Here is a 16,281-nt window from a genome sequence, read left to right on the forward strand (position 1 = left end):
AGCGTCAGATGTGTTAAAGCGACAGCACTGCTGCAGACGGGCACCCCAAGCCCACCGCGCCACCCCGGACAACGCCCCGCGCCAGCGCGCCCTCGCGAGCGCCCGGCACCGCGGAGACGGGCAGGTCCAGCAGCTGCGTGTTGAGCGAGGCCTGGAGCCGCCGTGTGGTTTGCGGCCTGATCTCCTTGGACGCCTGGAAGAAGAACCGCCAGTCGACCGCGTTCTCCGGTGCGACGGGCCCGCCCCGCAGGTCGGTGCGCGGCAGCGAGGGGCTGTCCGGGTCGTCCGGGAAGATCTTGCCGGTGAAGTCCTCGTTGACCCGGTAGGTGGAGCGGATCGTCGCGTGCCCGAACCGGAACGCCGCGGCGGCGAACTCCAGCGGGATGAACGGCGTGCCGCCCGGCCGGAAGAACCGGCACCCGTTCTCCTCGACGTCCCGCACGACCTCGGGCTCGCCGAAGCGCGGCAGGAACTCGTGCACGATGATCCACTGGTAGTGCCAGCGGACCAGCCGCCGCGCGGACGCGAACAGCGTGTCGAAGTAGTTCGACACGTCCAGCAGCTGGTCGAGCGGCACTCCCGGCTGCTGCGTCGGCGGCTCGTCCGGCGGCAGCGGCGGCAGTGCCGCCCCGAAGGCGTCCGTGATCTGCCCCGCGACGAGCAGGTCGGTGACCCGGTTGTGGAACTTGATCATCGCCAGATGGAGCTGGGCGAGGAGCATGTTCTCGTCGTTGCGCGGGTCGCCGATGAGCGCGAGGCCCTGCCCGGTCCGCGCGAGGTCGGCCCCGTCGGCGCCGAGCGCCAGCCGGCCCTCCCGTGAGCCGTCGTAGAGCTGCGGGCTGACGACCGGCCCGGCCCCGTACACGTTGTCCAGTTCGAGCCGCGGCGTCCGGAAGTCGATGTTGCGGCGCGGGTCGTTCTGCTCACCGAGCTGCGACAGGACGTCCAGCGTCAGATCGTGGTCCATCAGCTGGCCGAAAAAGGTGAAGCCGGCCGGCAGCTCGGGGTCGAGCTGGTCGTCGGTCGTGTCTCCGCCGTCCATCAGCCCGCCGGGAGCACCGAAGCGGAGCGCCGTCTCCAGCCCGGTGGAGCGGCGCGGTGTGAGCTGCGGAAACATCCTGCCGAAGCTTCCGCTCGTCGCACCGCCGGCGATGGCGAGGGCCCCCGACGGCATGCCATGAGATACGGACACGCCCAGATTCCTTTCGATACATGTCCCCGTTGAGCGGAATCCGGATGCGGGGAGTCGACGGATTCCATCCCCCTGACTTTGATCACGATAGCCAGAAACTGGATGAGTCAAGGCAAGGGCAGGAGTTTCCGGGTATTTCCGACTGATGGTTGACGAGTATCTGTCACGGCTAATGTCCGGATTACCCTGGATGGACGCCTCAGATGATCACCGGAACGGCCGGACGCTCCCGGCCTCGAAGTGGCCGCATCCGGCCCCGGCGGTCACCGTCCGGCAGGAACCGCCGCCCGGAGCCGGCCGACTGAGATCAACTCCACATCACGGCGCGGAATGGGGGTACCGGTCCGGGTGCTGCACCAAAGGCACCCAGAGACACGCGACTGGAGATGGGACACACGATGTCCACGCAGCAAGACGCCGCCCGCCTGCTGGTCAGGACGCTTGAGGCGGAGGGCGTCGAATACGTCTTCGGCATCCCGGGCGAGGAGAACATCCATTTCGTCCATGCCCTGAACGACTCGTCGATCCGCTACATCCTCGTCCGGCACGAGCAGGGCGCGGCGTTCATGGCCGAGATCTACGGCCGGCTCACCGGCCGCGCCGGCGTGGCGTCCGCGACGCTCGGCCCCGGCGCGATCAACCTGCAGCTCGGCGTCGCCGACGCGACCACCAACAGCACGCCCGTCGTCGCGATCTCCGCGCAGGTCGGCCTCGACCGCATCTACAAGGAGTCGCACCAGGTCATCGACCTCGTCTCGCTGTTCCGCCCGATCACCAAGTGGGCGGAGCTGGCGCCGCGCGCCGAGGCGCTGCCCGAGATGGTGCGCAAGGCGTTCAAGACCGCGCAGACCGAACGTCCCGGCGCCGTCTACCTGGCCATCCCGGAGGACGTGGAGGCCGCGAAGGTCTCCCCCGACCTCGCGCCGCTGCCGCTGAACGTCGTCCGGACGCAGGAGCCGTCGCCGTCCCAGCTCGCCCGCGCCGCCGACGTGCTCGCGCTCGCCCGGCGGCCGATCGTCCTCGCCGGCCACGGCGCGACCCGCGCCGGCGCGAGCGACGCGCTGGTCTACTTCTCCGAACACCTCGGGCTGCCGGTCGCGACCACGTTCAACGGCAAGGGCGTCTTCCCGGACGACCACCGCAACGCCCTCGGCGCCGTCGGCTTCATGCGGCACGACTACGTCAACTTCGGCTTCGACGAGGCGGACGTGCTGATCACCGTCGGCTACGAGCTGCAGGAGTTCGACCCCGTCAAGATCAACCCGGCGGCCGACAAGAAGATCATCCACATCCACCAGTTCCCCGCCGAGGTCGACGACCACTACGCCGTCGCGGTCGGCGTCCAGGGCGACATCTCCCCGTCGCTGACCGCCCTCGCCGACACCGTCCACCGCCGCTTCGACGCCAACGACCGTCCTCCAGCCCCCACCCACCACCATTCAAGGGACGAGCTCCGCTCGACGTCCCATCGGATCCGCGAGATGCTGGGCGAGGAGCTGGCCGAGGGCGCCACCGAGGACGGCCACCCGCTCTCCCCGCGCCGCATCGTCGCCGACATCCGCGCCGCCATGGGCCGCAAGGACATCGTCCTCGCCGACACCGGCGCGGTAAAGATGTGGATGGCCCGCATGTATCCGACGTACGAGCCGAACACCCTGATCGTCTCCAACGGCCTGTCGTCCATGGGCTTCTCCGTGCCGGGCGCGATCGCCGCGAAGCTCGCGCACCCCGACCGGAACGTGCTCGCCGCGACGGGCGACGGCGCGTTCCTGATGAACTCCCAGGAGCTGGAGACGGCCGTCCGGGAGAACATCCCGATCACCGTCCTGATCTGGGACGACTCCGCCTACGGGCTGATCGAGTGGAAGATGGACCTCGACCTCGGCACCAGTTCCCACATCAGGTTCGGCAACCCCGACTTCGTGCGGTACGCGGAGAGCTTCGGCGCCCGCGGCCACCGCGTGGAGTCCGCCGGCGACCTGCTCCCCACCCTCCGCAAGGCCCTGGCCGAGGACGCGGTCTCCGTCGTCACCGTCCAGGTCGACTACTCCCACAACCTCCAGCTGACCGACAAGCTGGGCGAACTCACCGACCCCTTCTGACAGGCCGTGGCCGCTTCCGGCCCAGGGTCGTCCTGGAGGAGATGGTGGCCCGCATCGCCGCCTTCGAGCTGGACCCGGCGGCGGGACGGCGGCCGCGCACCCCCTACGTCCGCGGGTTCACGTCGCTCCCCATGGCCGTGAAGCGCCGCTGAGCGGTCAGGGGCGGCAGAGGATCTCGCCGTGGGTGACCGAGTACCAGCCGTCTTCGGCGGCGGCCCACTCCTTCCAGCCCGCGTAGATCTTCTGGAGTTCTTCGCGGGTCGCGTGGCCGCCGGCCACGGCCTGGTCGGCGACCGCTGAGTTGCTCAGGCGGCCGCCCCAGGACTCGCTCCACCATTCGCGTTCGTCCGGCGTGGCGTAGCACCAGGCGGAGGCGGACGCGGTGACGTCGGTGAAGCCGGCGGCGCGGGCCCAGGAGACCAGGCGGCGGCCGGCGTCGGGCTCGCCGCCGTTGCCGCGGGCCACCTTGTAGTAGACGGGCAGCCAGGCGTCCATGGCGGGCGGCCGCGGATACCAGATCATCGTGCCGAAGTCGGCGTCGCGGGCGGCGACGACGCCGCCGGGCCGGGTGACGCGGCGCATCTCGCGCAGGGCCTGGACGGGGTCGGCGACGTGCTGCAGGACCTGGTGGGCGTGGACGATGTCGAAGGTGTCGTCGGGGAAGTCCAGGGCGTGGACGTCGGCGACCGCGAACTCGACGTTGTCCAGGGCGGCGGTGCTCTTGCGGGCCTCGTCCAGGACGGTCTCGGCGGAGTCGGCGGCGACGACGCGCCCCGGGGCGACGCGTTCGGCCAGGCCGGCGGTGATCGTGCCGGGGCCGCAGCCGACGTCCAGCACGGACAGGCCGGGGCGCAGGTGCTCGATCAGGTAGGCGGCGGAGTTCTCGACCGTCCGCCACTGGTGCGAGCTCAGGACGGTCGTGTGGTGGCCGTGGGTGTAGGCCGGCATCGGGATCACCTCTCTGTGTCCGGTGCCCCGACACTACGCCGCTTTCTCATAGTTTGAGAACTGAATATCAATATGTGAGACGGGCGGGCATGAGAAAAGGGGATCGAGGAGTCTCGATCCCCTTCTCGCCGGTCCGTCAGGCCGCCGCGGCGATCCGGCGGCGGGCGGGCACGGGCCGCGGCCTCATCGGCAGGGCCTCGACCGGGGCCAGCGCGGGCGCGGGCTCGGCATAGGCGTTCAGCGACGCGTGCGAAAGCTCGGTGAGCCACGGCTCCACGACGGTCCGCTCAGCGGGCCCGTCGAGCCGCGGGTGGGAGAGATGGAACGTGCCGGTCGCTGCGCTCATGCCAACACCCCTTCCTTGAACCCCGGTGGGCCGCTCCAGTGCGGGTGCCACCGGTTGTCACATACCCCTAAGTACGTCATTACAAGCCACTCGGTTCGACATCTGTTCCCAGGTGTCGCCCAAGTCACGCGGCCAACGCTACGAGCTACCTCTGACATTTTCGAATACTTATTCGACTGTCCGGGCGGGCTGCGCGTTCGGGCAGGGGCCGGCGGACGGCAGGGATCGGCCGAACGGTCGATCCGGCATCCCGCGACGGGCCGTACCCTGCTTGAGCGTGAGCGACGTAGGGGCAGGGCTGGACCGCATCCACTCGGTGGGCGGCTGCGTGGTGCGCATCGCCTACGCGGCGTTCGCGGGCCTGTTCCTGCTGGTCTGCCTGGGCATCGGGCTCGCGAACGCCCCCATCGTGTGGATGGTGGTCGTCGCCGCCGTCGCCAACGTCGCGGCGATCTCCGGACGGCTCGTTCCATGGGCGGTCGCCGCCGGAGCCCTGTCGGCGTTCACGACCCTGTACCTCGGGACGGCGGTCCGGCCGGACTGGGGCACCCCGAGCGTGTTCGCGGAGATCGGCGGCCTGCTGATCGTGATCGCGCGGGTCGTGTGGAAGACGCCCCGCGATCGGCTCGTCCCGCTGGCGTTCCTGCTCGGCGCGGCGGTCCTCGCGACGCCGCTGCGCTGGTCGGTGTTCGCCGCCGCGCTGTTCACCGCGCCGCTCGGCATCACCGTGGCGATCGCCCTCGGCGTCGGCCTCTACCTGCGCGCCCTCGACGCGCGCCGGTCCCGGTCGCTGGCGGCGGCGCGCCGGGACGAGCGGCTGGAGCTGGCCCGCGACCTGCACGACTTCGTCGCCCACCATGTGACGGGCATCGTCGTCCAGGCGCAGGCGGCGCGGTTCGCGGCGCAGGCGGGGGCGGGGCAGTCGCCGGAGGACCTCGACACGATGTTCGGCGGCATCGAGAAGGCCGGCACGGAGGCGCTGACCTCGATGCGCCGCATGGTCGGCCTGCTGCGGGACGCGCAGCACGTCAACGCGCCGGACGGGGACGCCCTCGGGGACGACGGCTCGACCACCCGTCCCGTCGGGGACCTCGCGCAGCTCCGCGACCTCGTCGCCGGGTTCACCCACCCGCCGACGACGCTGTCGCTGGCGCCCGGCCTCGGCGCGCTGCCGCCCGAGGTGGCGGCGTCGGCCCACCGCGTCGTGCAGGAGGCGCTGACCAACATCGCAAGCACGCCGCCGACGGCGAGGCCGTGCGGGTCACCCTCGGCCGGGTCGGCGGCGGCGTCGAGGTGGCGGTACGGGACGACGCGCGGGGCCGCGGCCGGATGCTGCCGTCCGGCGGGTTCGGGCTGACCGGGCTGGCCGAGCGGGTCGGCGCGCTCGGCGGGCGGCTGCACGCGGGCCCGCGCCCGGAGGGCGGCTGGGAGGTCGTCGCGGTGCTGCCGGGCGGGGAGCGGTGATCGGCGAATGCTGACAGAATCGGCGTTGTGGCCATCCGCGTACTTGTCGCCGACGATCAGCAGATGGTCCGGACCGGGTTCCGGATGATCGTCGACTCGCAGCCCGACATGGCGGTCGTCGGGGAGGCCGCCGACGGCGCCGAGGCCGTCGCGCTGGCCCGCCGGCTCCGTCCCGACGTGTGCCTGTTCGACATCCGGATGCCGAAGATGGACGGCCTGGAGGCGACCCGCGCGCTGGCCGGGCCGGGCGTCCCCGACCCGCCCCGCATCGTGATCGTCACCACGTTCGACATGGACGAGTACGTGTACGGGGCGCTGCGCGGCGGCGCGGCCGGGTTCCTGCTGAAGGACAGCGGGCCCGCGCTGCTGGTGGAGGCGGTCCGCGCTGCGGCGAGCGGCGGGTCGCTGGTGTCGCTGTCCACGGTCAAGACGCATCTCGGGAGCGTCCACCGCAAGCTGGCCACCCGGAACCGGGTGGAGACGGCCGCCTGGGCGTGGGAGTCGGGTCTCATGACCTGACCCGCGGGCAACGGGCACGGATACGGGACACTCGGGGAAGGAAGACGGCACTGGCACCGGAGTCGCTGCACGGGCTGCCCGTGACCGTCCTGGTCATCTGGGCGCTGGGCGGCGTCGGCTGGGCGGCCGTCCTGCTCGGGCTGCGCCGCGGCGTGCACGGGCCGGCGCGCGGCCCCTCGCTGTTCGCGCACGTCGCGACCCCGGCCGGGACCGTCCTGCTCTTCTCGCTGATCGGCTTCGGGTCGCTGTACGCGACGGTCGCGCTCACCGCCGAGTGGTGGGCGCTGCTCGCCGTGACCGGGTTCCGTCCCGAGCGGCTGCTGGCCACGGGCGGCCTCGGCCGGCTCGCCGCGTGGGCCGCCGGAACCGCCGCCGCGACCGCCGCCGCCATGTGGTTCGTGTTCCACCCGTGACGTTTCCAGAGCCATGCCGGGGTGAACCCTTCTTGGGCCCGGTCAGTCAAACGTACGTAGTATCCAAAGCAAGCGACCGCAAAGGCCAACCGCTGAAACCAGGGGAGGTGGACCCATGCCGTGCGCGCTGTGCGGCGACATCATCCCGACGGAGGTCGACCGGTGCCCGGCATGCGGTGCGTGGGCGCGCCGCCGCGACTTCCGGGCGGTCGGCGTGGCCGTGTTCATGCTGCTCGGCTTCAACGCGTTCGTCGCGCTCGGCGCGGGGATCAGCCTGCTCAGGCTGGCGCATCCACTGCGCGGGGCGACGCACGACAGCTACGACGCGGTGGCCACCGGCCAGGCCCTCGCCCCCTACGGCGAGGTGTTCACGATCGGCGCGATCATGGCCGGGGTCACCGGGCTGCTCTACCTGCCCTGGCTGTGGCGGGCGTTCCGGCAGTCGCCGGGGCCGCACCGGCACCACCGCGCCTGGGTGCTGCTCGGCTGGCTGGTGCCCGTCGTGAACCTGTGGGTGCCGCCCCGGGTGGTGTACGAGGTCTGGGTGAACAGTGGCCGGTACCGGACGGCCGAACGCCAGGCCGCCGGGCTCGTCGTGGCGGGCTGGTGGGTCTGCGCGCTCCTCGGGCTGCTCCTCGGCCACGCGTTCACGCACGGCAGCGTGAACACGCTCGCCGAGGCGCGCTTCGACGTGCACCTCGGCGTCGCCGCCGCCGCGTTCCAGGCGCTCGCCGCCGCCCTCTGCATGGCCACCGTCTTCCAGATCACCCGCCTCCAGCTCGTCCGCGAGAGCTAACCGGAGCTGCCCGGGCTGGTGTGCCAGAGGGCGCCCCTCGGGGGACGCTTGATGGCGGGGCCCGCGTGCCCGATGTCGGCGTACGGGGACGTCGCGAAGCCCGTCGGGTGGACGACGCGGCGCCCGACCGGGCGGCCGTGCGAGGCCGTGCCGGCCATGGCGGCGCGGACGGCGTCCGGCCCGCCCCGGCGCCACTCCTCGTGCAGGACGTTCAGGTCCCAGCAGGCGCTCGCGGTGATCGAGACGGCGCGGTCCCCGGCATGGCGGATACGGCCGCGGGCGACGAGCAGCCAGGCGCCGAACACGGTGGCGGCGCACCGGTCCTGCACCGACTCGAAGAACGTGAGGTCGACGGGGCCGGTCGCGTCGTCCAGCGTGGCGAAGATGACGCGCTGCCCCGACCGGACGGCCGGGGTCTGCGTGGCGACCTTGACCCCGGCGACCAGGACCTCACTCTTGTCGGGGCGTCCCGGCAGGTCGGCGGCGCGGACGACGCCGAGCGCGGCGAGCAGCCCGTCGTAGAAGGTCAGGACGTGCCGGCTCACGTCCATGCCGAGGATGTCCAGCTCCGCCTCGACGATCTCGGCGGGCGTCATCGGCGGCAGCTCCCCCGCCGGGATCCGCTCGGCCAGGTCGATCTCCAGGCCGGCGTCGTCGGCGAGGGGCAGCTGGCCTTCGACCGGGGCGGTGCGGGCGGTGGCGCGGTCCAGGGCGCCGACGCGGCAGAGCAGGTCGCGGCGCGGGACGGCGCCGTGGACGGTGTCGAACGCCCCGGCCAGCACGAGCCGCTCGGCGGTCGGCCGGGACACGCGGGCGCGGTGCCAGAAGTCGGTCAGCGACCCGTACGGCCGGGCCTCGACGATCTTGCCGACCTCCCGGTCGGAGATGCCCTTGACCTCGCTCAACGCCACCCGGATCCCGGTCGCGCCGCCCGCGGAGATGGGTTCGGCGTGCCACTCGGCGGCCGAGCGGTTGACGTCCAGCGGCAGGATCGGGACGCCGAAATGCCGCGCGTCGTCCAGGATGACCCGCTTCGGATACATGCCGGGATCATGGGTGAGGACGCCCGCGTAGAAGGCGGCCGTGTGGTGCCGTTTCATCCAGGCCGACTGGTAGGTGGGCAGCGCGAACGACGCCGCGTGCGCCTTGCAGAAGCCGAACGCGCCGAACGCGGTCAGCGTCCGCCAGACGCGGTCGACGGTCGGCTCGTCGTAGCCGCGCGCCAGCGCCCGCTCCCGGAACCACGCGCCGACCACGGCCTGGCCCCGCTCGTCGCCGAGGCTCCGCCGCGCCGCCTCCGCCTGCGACAGGCCGCATCCGGTCATCACGTCGACGACGCGGAGCACCTGCTCGTGGAAGACGACCACGCCGAGGCTCTCCCGCAGCGCCGGTTCGAGGTCGGGATGCGGGTAGGCGGGCTCGCGGGTCCCGGCGCGCGACTCCAGGAACGGCGACACCATGTCGGAGTTGACCGGGCCCGGCCGGAACAGCGAGATGTCGATGACCAGGTCGTCCAGGTCGCGCGGCTGGAGCCGGCCGACGAGGTCCCGCTGGCCGGGCGACTCGATCTGGAAGCAGCCCAGCGTGCGGGACGTGCGGATCAGCGCGAACGTCGCGGGATCGTCGCGCGGGACGTCCTCCAGGGCGATCTCCTCCCCCGAGACCCGCGCGACCTCCGCGACCGCGTGCGCCAGCGCCGACTGCATCCGCACGCCGAGGACGTCGAGCTTGAGCAGGCCCATCGCCTCGACGTCGTCCTTGTCGAACTGGCTCATCGGGAACCCGGCGGCGGCCTGCTCGACCGGCGTCCGGTCGCGCAGCGTCGGGTTCGACAGCAGGACGCCGCACGGGTGCATGGCGATGTGGCGGGGCAGGCCGTCCAGCCGCTCGGCGATGCGGAACAGCACCTCCAGGCGGCCCGCCGCCAGGTTGCTCTGCCGCAGCTCGGGCAGGTCGTCCAGCGCCGTGCGGATCTGGCTCGCCCGGATCCGCGGGAACGCCTTGGCGATCGCGTCGATCTCCGCCGGCGGGAGGCCCATCGCGTTGCCGACGTCGCGGAGCGCGCTGCGCGCCCGGTAGGTCTCCATCATCGACACGCACGCCGTGCTGTCGGCGCCGAACCGGTCGAACAGCGCCCGGTACGCCTCCAGCCGCCGCGCCGACTCCACGTCCAGGTCGATGTCGGGCAGCCCCTCGCGGCTGTCGGCGAGGAACCGCTCCATGAGCAGGTCGTGCCGCAGCGGGTCGAGGTCGCCGATGCCGAGCAGGTAGTTGACCAGGCTGCCCGCGCCCGAGCCGCGGATCGCGCAGCGGATGCCGCGCTCCCGGATCAGCGCGGCGGCGTCCGCGACCGTGAGGAAGTACGGCGCCAGCCCCTTCCGGGCGATGACACCGAGTTCCGCGTCGAGCCGGTCGACAGCCCTGCGCGCCCCTTCGAGCCCGCGCCGGGCCATCCCCTCCCCGCACCGCGCGACGAGCCGCGCGTAGGGATCGCCTTCCACGGCCGGCAGGTGGACGTCGTCCATCCCGAGATCACGACCGGCCTCCAGCACACACCGCTCGGAGAGCCTCCGCGTCGCGCCGATCAGCGCCTCGGCCTCCTCCGCGCCGCAACTGAGCTCCGCGACCTGCCGCATCTCCGGAATCGACTTGAGATAGGCGTGCCCGGTGTGGTCGTCGAGATGGCGCCGGTCCAGCGGGACGAGCTTGCGCGTCACGTCCAGCACCTGCGCGACCGGGTGATCGGCCGGATCCAGGTACCGGACGGCGTTGCCGAGCACCGCCGGCACCCCGGCCTCGCGGGCGAGCGCCAGCATCCGGGCGGCGCGCGGCCCCTCCCCCCTGCCGTAGTGGTTCACGATCTCGATCACGGTCTCGGCCGTGGCGCGCCAGTCGTCCAGCCGCGCCGCCGCGACGTCCGGACGCCGTCCGCCAATGGCCCGTCCAACGTCGGACGCCGGGCCGAGCAGCACGATGAGCCCCTCGGCGTGCGCGCCGACCATCTCCCGCGTCACCACGGGGTTCCCGCGCTCGCCCGCCGCGTGCGCCGCCGACACCAGCCGGCACAGCGACCGCCACCCGGCCCGCCCCTCGGCGAGCACCACGACGCGTTCCTCACCCGTCGAGGCGACCCGCAGATCGGCGCCGACGACGGCCCCGATCCCCATCTCCGCACATGACCGGACGTGACGGACGGCGCCGTACAGCCCGTCCCGGTCGGTCAGCGCCAGCGTCTCCATACCGAGGCCCGCCGCGCGCTCCGCCAGCGCCGCCGGTGCTGCGACGCCGTACCGGAGCGAATAGCCCGAAGCGACATGAATGTGCACGTCAGTCCCATACCCGGGAGAGCAGCCAGCTGTCGGCGGCCACGTCGTAGCGCAGCTCGTAGACGCCGATCTCCCTGTCCGGGGTCGCCTCGACCCGCCAGAACTCCCGCTCCCCGGTGGCCTCGCCGGCGGGCTGCTGCTCCCGCCACCAGTCACGGGTCGTGACCCAGTGCTCCAGCACCCGCCGCACGGCGTAGAGCCGGCCGCGCCAGACGAACCGGACCGGCCGCCCATCGCTCACCCAGACGTCCACCGGATCGCCGAACACGCGTGTCATCCGCCCTCCCCCTCGCGCTCACCGCACGGGGGAAGAACATGCGGTCATTCGAACAAACGTTCGCCTCGGAGTCTAGAGAAGGCGCCGCTCCGGGGGCAAGGCGGGTATCAGGTCAGCAGGCGGGTCAGTTGGTCGGCGGCGGCCTCGACGTCGGTCACGTCGGCCAGGCCGCCGTCGGGCCACAGGTAGGACCAGCCGTCGCCGGCGGGGGTCGCGACCACCATGAGGCGGCGGCCGGTGCGCGGGCCGTAGACGGCCAGCAGCGACTCGTCGGGGCCGGCGAACCGCCAGGCCAGCCCCCGTGCCTCGACCTCGCGCGCGAGCGCCGCGAGGTGATTGCGGCGCGTCTCGGCGATCCCGCGCCCACCGACTACAGACACATCAGCCGCCTCATCACGGTCCGGATCGTCCCCGATGACCTTGGGCGATCATCCGGCGACGAATGGTGACCGGCTTTCAGCATGACCCGAAAAAGGCGGCTGCGCAGCGAGAATCCGGAGAGTGGGACGGCTGTTTGCCGTTCCCGCGGGGATGGTTCCCGGGGAGGGACGCGACGCGCCGCCCCCGCGTGCGCCAATGCGCCTTCCGGCGGCCGGAACCCGCCCTGCATACGGAGGGTCCGTCCGTGATAAAAGCCTCTTTTAAGACGGGCAGGCCGTGCCCGCGTCAGGCAGATAGAAGGAGCGAGCCGATGAGCGCCGTCCCCGCCGGCGACCCGTCAGGCCCCACGTCAGGTTCCCCGGCACAGGAGCGCGCGCTGGCCGGGCTCCGCGAGCGCAAGAAGCAGCGGACCCGGCTCGCGCTCATCGACGCGGCCCTGGAGCTGTTCCTCGCCAAGGGCTACGAGGCCGCGACGATCGACGAGATCGTCGCGGCGGTGGACGTGTCGCAGCGGACGTTCTTCCGCTACTTCGCCACCAAGGAGGACGTCGTCACCGGCTTCCTCGCCGAGCACGACCAGGTGCTCGGCGAGGCGCTCGCGGCGCGTCCGGCGAGCGAGCGGCCGTTCACCGCGCTGTTCGAGTCGCTGCGCGTGGTGCTGCGGACGATCGCGGAGAGCGACCCCGCCGAGGGCGCGAGGTTCCGCCGCGCCCGCAAGGTGATCGAGTCGACGCCGTCGCTGATGGCCGCGCAGATGGCCAGGTACTCGGCGTCGGCGGACGCGCTCGCCACCGAGATCGCGCGGCGCGAGGACGTCGACCTGGAGCACGACCTGCGGCCGCGGATCGTCGTCGCGTTCTACCTGGCGGCGGTCAAGGTCGCGTTCGAGGAGTGCGCCCGCCGCGAGATCTGGGACGCCGGGACGGTCGCGGCCCGGGTGGAGGAGGCCGTGACGCTCGCGGGACGGACGATGCGCGACTGGGTTTGACCGTCCCGCCGGTGGAATAGCCGCCAGGGGGCGCCCGGTTCTCGTGATCGCCCCATCCGAGCCGCAGGAGGACCACATGCGCGCGATCGTCATCACCCGGACCGGCGGACCCGAGGTCATGGAGCCGGCGGAGCGTCCCGTCCCGGAGCCCGGCCCCGGCGAGGTGCTGATCGACGTCGCGGCGGCCGGCGTCAACTTCATCGACGTGTACTACCGGACGGGCGCGTACCCGCAGGAGCTTCCGTACACGCCGGGCGTGGAGGCGGCGGGAACGGTCGCGGCGGTCGGCGACGGCGTCCGCGAGTTCTCGGCGGGCGACCGCGTGGCCTGGGCCAACGTGCAGGGCGCCTATGCGGAGAAGGCCGTCGTCGCGGCGGACCAGGTCGTCCCCGTCCCGGACGGCGTCGAGCTCGCGGACGCGGCGGCATCACTGCTGCAGGGCATGACGGCGCACTACCTGACCCGGTCGACGTACCCGATCCAGGCCGGCGACACCGTCCTCGTGCACGCGGCGGCGGGCGGGATGGGCCTGCTGCTCACCCAGGTGGCCAAGGCGCTCGGCGCGCGCGTCATCGGCACGGCGTCCACCCCGGAGAAGGAGAAGCTCGCCAAGGACGCGGGCGCGGACGTCACGATGAACTACGACGGTTTCGCCGACCGGGTCAGGGAGCTGACCGATGGCGAGGGTGTCGCCGCCGTGTACGACGGTGTCGGGGCGCCCACGTTCGACGGGAGCCTGGCGAGCCTGCGGCCGCGCGGCACGCTGGCGCTGTTCGGCGCGGCCGGGGGCGCGGTGCCGCCGTTCGATCCGCAGCGGCTCAACAAGGCCGGATCGGTGTACCTGACGCGGCCGTCGCTCGGCCACTTCGTGGCGAAGCGCGAGGAACTGCTGGAGCGCGCCGCCGACGTCTACGGATGGGTCGCGTCAGGCGACGTAAAGGTGCACGTCGGGCACCGCTACGACCTAGCCGAGGCCGGCGCCGCACACGCCGATCTGGAGGCGCGGCGCAGCACCGGCAAGCTCCTGCTGATTCCCTGACCGTCTCTTCCGACCCTCCTGACTCCCATAGGCTGGGCCGGAAAGACGATCTTCCGAGGAGCGCCGCCCCCCATGACGACGACCGCCGCCGGACCCCTGGAGAAGGACGAGCCCCGCGTCCTCGGCCCCTACCGCCTGCTCGGGCGGCTCGGCCGCGGCGGCATGGGCACCGTCTACCTGGGCGCCGAGCCGGACGGCCGGCGGGTCGCGGTGAAGGTCGTCAACCGGGACCTGGCCGGGGAGCCGGCGTTCCTGGAGCGGTTCCGCCGCGAGGTGACCGCGGCGCGGCGCGTCCACCGGTTCTGCACCGCGCCCGTCCTGGACGCCGAACTCGACCAGGACCCGCCCTACATCGTCACCGAGTACATCGACGGGCCGAGCCTGGAGAAGGCCGTCGCCGAGCGCGGCGCGCTGCCCGGCTCCGACCTGGAGGGCCTCGCGGTCGGCGTCGCCACCGCGCTCGCCGCGATCCACGGCGCGGGGATCGTGCACCGCGATCTGAAGCCGGCGAACGTGCTGCTGTCGGCCACCGGGCCGCGCGTCATCGACTTCGGCATCGCCCGCGCCCTGGACGCTCCCGACGGGCCGACCCGCACGGGCCAGTTCGTGGGGACACCGTCCTACATCGCGCCCGAAGTGCTGCGCGGCGAGCCGGTCGAGCAGGCATCGGACGTGTTCGCGTGGGGCTGCGTCGTCGCCTACGCCGGGACGGGCCGTCCCCCGTTCCACGGCAAGACGGTCGCGGAGACGTTCCACCGCATCGGCCACGAGGACCCGGACCTCGCCGGCCTCGATCCGCGGCTGCGCGAGATCGTCACCGCCGCGCTCAGCAAGGACCCCGCGGCCCGTCCGACGGCGCGGCAGGTCCTCACCCGGCTCGTCGGGCAGGAGCAGGCCGATCCGGAGCGCGCCGCCGAGACGATCTCGATGTCGTGGCAGGGGCCGGACCCCATTCCCGAGCCGGAGCCCGCACCCGAACCCGTGCAGCAGGTGGAGGTTCCGCAGCCGCGGCCCGTCCCCGAGCCCGCCCCTGTGCCGGAACCCGAGCCGGACGGCGAGCAGATCGTCACGGTCGACCTGCCTTTCCCGGACGCGTGGCGCGGCCCGCGACGCTGGTTCACGCTGCTCAGGGGCCTGCTGGTCATCCCGCACCTGGTCGTGATGCTGACCATGTACGCGCTGCTGGTGATCGTGATGGTGCTCAGCTGGCTGGTGATCCCCTTCACCGGCCGCTACCCGCGCCCGCTGTACGGGCTGGTCGTCGGCTGCCAGCGCTGGTCGAACCGCGTCGTGGCGTACGCGTTCGGGCTCACCGGCGAGAAACTCCCGCCGTTCCGCACTCTTCCCCGCGACCGCCGAACCCCCTGAGGGCTTCCTGCACCGTCCTCCAGCCCCCACCCACCACCATTCAAGGGAGCTCCGCCCGCCTCATGACGGCAGCCCACTAAGGTGCTACGAAACACTCCCCGACTCCCCTTTCAGGATCACGATGACCACGCACGCAGGAGAGAACGGTGAGGCCCTGCGCCCCGAGGACCCCGCGGAGCTCGGCCCCTACCGGCTGACCGGACGGCTCGGCCGGGGCGGCATGGGGACGGTCTACCTCGGTGAGGACACGGCCGGGCGGCGCGTCGCGGTGAAGGTGATCAACCGGGAGCTGGCCGGGGAGGGCGCGTTCCGGGAGCGGTTCCGGCGCGAGGTGACGGCGGCGCGGCAGGTCCGCCGGTTCTGCACCGCGCCCGTGATCGACGCCGAACTCGACCGCGACCCGCTGTACGTCGTCACCGAGTACATCGAGGGCCCGAGCCTGGAGAGCGCCGTCGCCGAGCGCGGCCCGCTGCCCGGCTCCGACCTGGAGGGCGTCGCGGTCGGCGTCGCCACCGCGCTCGCCGCCATCCACGGCGCCGGGATCGTGCACCGCGACCTCAAGCCCGCGAACGTGCTGCTGTCGTCCACCGGGCCGCGCGTGATCGACTTCGGCATCGCACGGGCGCTGGACGCCTCCGACGGCCCCACCCGCACCGGCCAGTTCGTCGGGACGCCGAACTACCTGCCGCCCGAGCTGCTGCGCGGCGAGCAGGTGTCCCCCGCGTCCGACGTGTTCTCGTGGGGCTGCGTCGTCGCCTACGCGGGGACGGGGTCCGCGCCGTTCGCGGGCAACACGGTCCCGGAGATCTTCTACCGGGTCGTGCACGAGAAGCCGAAGCTGGACGGGCTCGACCCCGGCCTGCGGGACGTCGTCGCCGCCGCGCTCGACAAGGACCCGCGGCGCCGGCCGTCCGTCCAGGAGGTGCTCGGGCGGCTCGTCGGCAACGGGACGACGGACCCGGCGACGCTCGCCGAGACCGTCCAGGCGGGCTGGCACCAGCCCGGCGCGGGCCCGGCCACGCCGGCGGCCGCCGCGCCCACGGCGTTCCCCGTCCCTTATACACCTCTGCACCCGCCCGCCAAGAGGACATGCGCGAACCCCAGCGGTCACACACCGCACAA

The 16,281-nt window shown here is 72.7% G+C and carries 16 protein-coding genes; 10 read left to right on the forward strand and 6 right to left on the reverse strand.

Features of this window, described 5'->3' with window-relative positions; translation table 11 throughout:
• Positions 1 to 13 precede the first annotated feature (13 nt).
• On the reverse strand, positions 14 to 1,192 hold the full coding sequence (locus HUX53_RS25590) for a peroxidase family protein (RefSeq protein ID WP_176405773.1): 1,179 nt from the start codon (positions 1,190 to 1,192) through the stop codon (positions 14 to 16).
• Positions 1,193 to 1,590: 398 nt separating this feature from the next.
• Here HUX53_RS25590 and HUX53_RS25595 point away from each other — a divergent pair, with 398 nt between their 5' ends.
• Entirely contained in the window at positions 1,591 to 3,294 is a 1,704-nt protein-coding gene (locus HUX53_RS25595; RefSeq protein WP_176405774.1) for an acetolactate synthase large subunit, read from the forward strand.
• A 156-nt stretch (positions 3,295 to 3,450) separates the two neighbouring features.
• On the opposite strand, the gene HUX53_RS25600 is transcribed toward HUX53_RS25595, so the two are convergent.
• Positions 3,451 to 4,242: a methyltransferase domain-containing protein gene (locus tag HUX53_RS25600; protein WP_176405775.1), complete on the reverse strand. Its 792-nt coding sequence runs from the start codon at positions 4,240 to 4,242 to the stop codon at positions 3,451 to 3,453.
• A gap of 136 nt (positions 4,243 to 4,378) precedes the next feature.
• The gene (locus HUX53_RS25605; protein ID WP_176405776.1) at positions 4,379 to 4,588 is read right to left on the reverse strand and encodes a hypothetical protein; all 210 of its coding nucleotides are present in this window, start codon (positions 4,586 to 4,588) and stop codon (positions 4,379 to 4,381) included.
• A 277-nt stretch (positions 4,589 to 4,865) separates the two neighbouring features.
• Here HUX53_RS25605 and HUX53_RS25610 point away from each other — a divergent pair, with 277 nt between their 5' ends.
• The 5 genes from HUX53_RS25610 (at position 4,866) to HUX53_RS25625 (ending at position 7,780) form a co-directional block, all read left to right on the forward strand.
• Positions 4,866 to 5,945: a histidine kinase gene (locus HUX53_RS25610; protein WP_309237426.1), complete on the forward strand. Its 1,080-nt coding sequence runs from the start codon at positions 4,866 to 4,868 to the stop codon at positions 5,943 to 5,945.
• Complete coding sequence (locus HUX53_RS41540) at positions 5,918 to 6,052, forward strand: hypothetical protein (RefSeq protein WP_255205625.1); 135 nt, start codon at positions 5,918 to 5,920, stop codon at positions 6,050 to 6,052. The genes HUX53_RS25610 and HUX53_RS41540 overlap by 28 nt, the downstream gene beginning before the upstream one ends.
• A 27-nt stretch (positions 6,053 to 6,079) precedes the next feature.
• Complete coding sequence (locus tag HUX53_RS25615) at positions 6,080 to 6,571, forward strand: response regulator (RefSeq protein ID WP_176405777.1); 492 nt, start codon at positions 6,080 to 6,082, stop codon at positions 6,569 to 6,571.
• An 80-nt stretch (positions 6,572 to 6,651) separates the two neighbouring features.
• Positions 6,652 to 6,984: a hypothetical protein gene (locus HUX53_RS25620; protein ID WP_309237427.1), complete on the forward strand. Its 333-nt coding sequence runs from the start codon at positions 6,652 to 6,654 to the stop codon at positions 6,982 to 6,984.
• Positions 6,985 to 7,099: 115 nt separating this feature from the next.
• Positions 7,100 to 7,780 carry a DUF4328 domain-containing protein gene (locus HUX53_RS25625; protein ID WP_176405778.1) on the forward strand — a complete coding sequence of 227 codons (681 nt, stop codon included), beginning with the start codon at positions 7,100 to 7,102 and terminating at the stop codon, positions 7,778 to 7,780.
• On the opposite strand, the gene HUX53_RS25630 is transcribed toward HUX53_RS25625, so the two are convergent.
• The 3 genes from HUX53_RS25630 to HUX53_RS25640 form a co-directional block, all read right to left on the reverse strand.
• Positions 7,777 to 11,106 (reverse strand): DNA polymerase III subunit alpha, encoded by a 3,330-nt coding sequence (locus tag HUX53_RS25630; protein WP_176405779.1) that lies wholly within the window; start codon positions 11,104 to 11,106, stop codon positions 7,777 to 7,779. The two genes, HUX53_RS25625 and HUX53_RS25630, sit on opposite strands and share 4 nt — an antisense overlap.
• 1 nt (position 11,107) lies before the next feature.
• Positions 11,108 to 11,383: a DUF6504 family protein gene (locus tag HUX53_RS25635; protein ID WP_176405780.1), complete on the reverse strand. Its 276-nt coding sequence runs from the start codon at positions 11,381 to 11,383 to the stop codon at positions 11,108 to 11,110.
• A gap of 107 nt (positions 11,384 to 11,490) precedes the next feature.
• The gene (locus HUX53_RS25640) at positions 11,491 to 11,763 is read right to left on the reverse strand and encodes a hypothetical protein (RefSeq protein WP_309237428.1); all 273 of its coding nucleotides are present in this window, start codon (positions 11,761 to 11,763) and stop codon (positions 11,491 to 11,493) included.
• Between the two features lie 311 nt (positions 11,764 to 12,074).
• On the opposite strand from HUX53_RS25640, the gene HUX53_RS25645 reads away from it, so the two are divergent.
• From HUX53_RS25645 to HUX53_RS25660, 4 genes are all read left to right on the forward strand, one after another.
• Positions 12,075 to 12,752: a TetR family transcriptional regulator gene (locus HUX53_RS25645; protein WP_176405781.1), complete on the forward strand. Its 678-nt coding sequence runs from the start codon at positions 12,075 to 12,077 to the stop codon at positions 12,750 to 12,752.
• 76 nt (positions 12,753 to 12,828) lie between these two features.
• Complete coding sequence (locus HUX53_RS25650; protein WP_176405782.1) at positions 12,829 to 13,791, forward strand: quinone oxidoreductase; 963 nt, start codon at positions 12,829 to 12,831, stop codon at positions 13,789 to 13,791.
• 72 nt (positions 13,792 to 13,863) lie between these two features.
• Positions 13,864 to 15,159 (forward strand): DUF4389 domain-containing protein, encoded by a 1,296-nt coding sequence (locus HUX53_RS25655; RefSeq protein ID WP_176405783.1) that lies wholly within the window; start codon positions 13,864 to 13,866, stop codon positions 15,157 to 15,159.
• 121 nt (positions 15,160 to 15,280) lie between these two features.
• Positions 15,281 to 16,281 (forward strand): serine/threonine-protein kinase (locus HUX53_RS25660; RefSeq protein ID WP_176405784.1); only part of this gene is annotated, 1,001 nt, incomplete at its 3' end.

Origin of the sequence: Actinomadura sp. BRA 177, assembly GCF_013372625.1 — a bacterium.
Classification (GTDB): domain Bacteria; phylum Actinomycetota; class Actinomycetes; order Streptosporangiales; family Streptosporangiaceae; genus Spirillospora.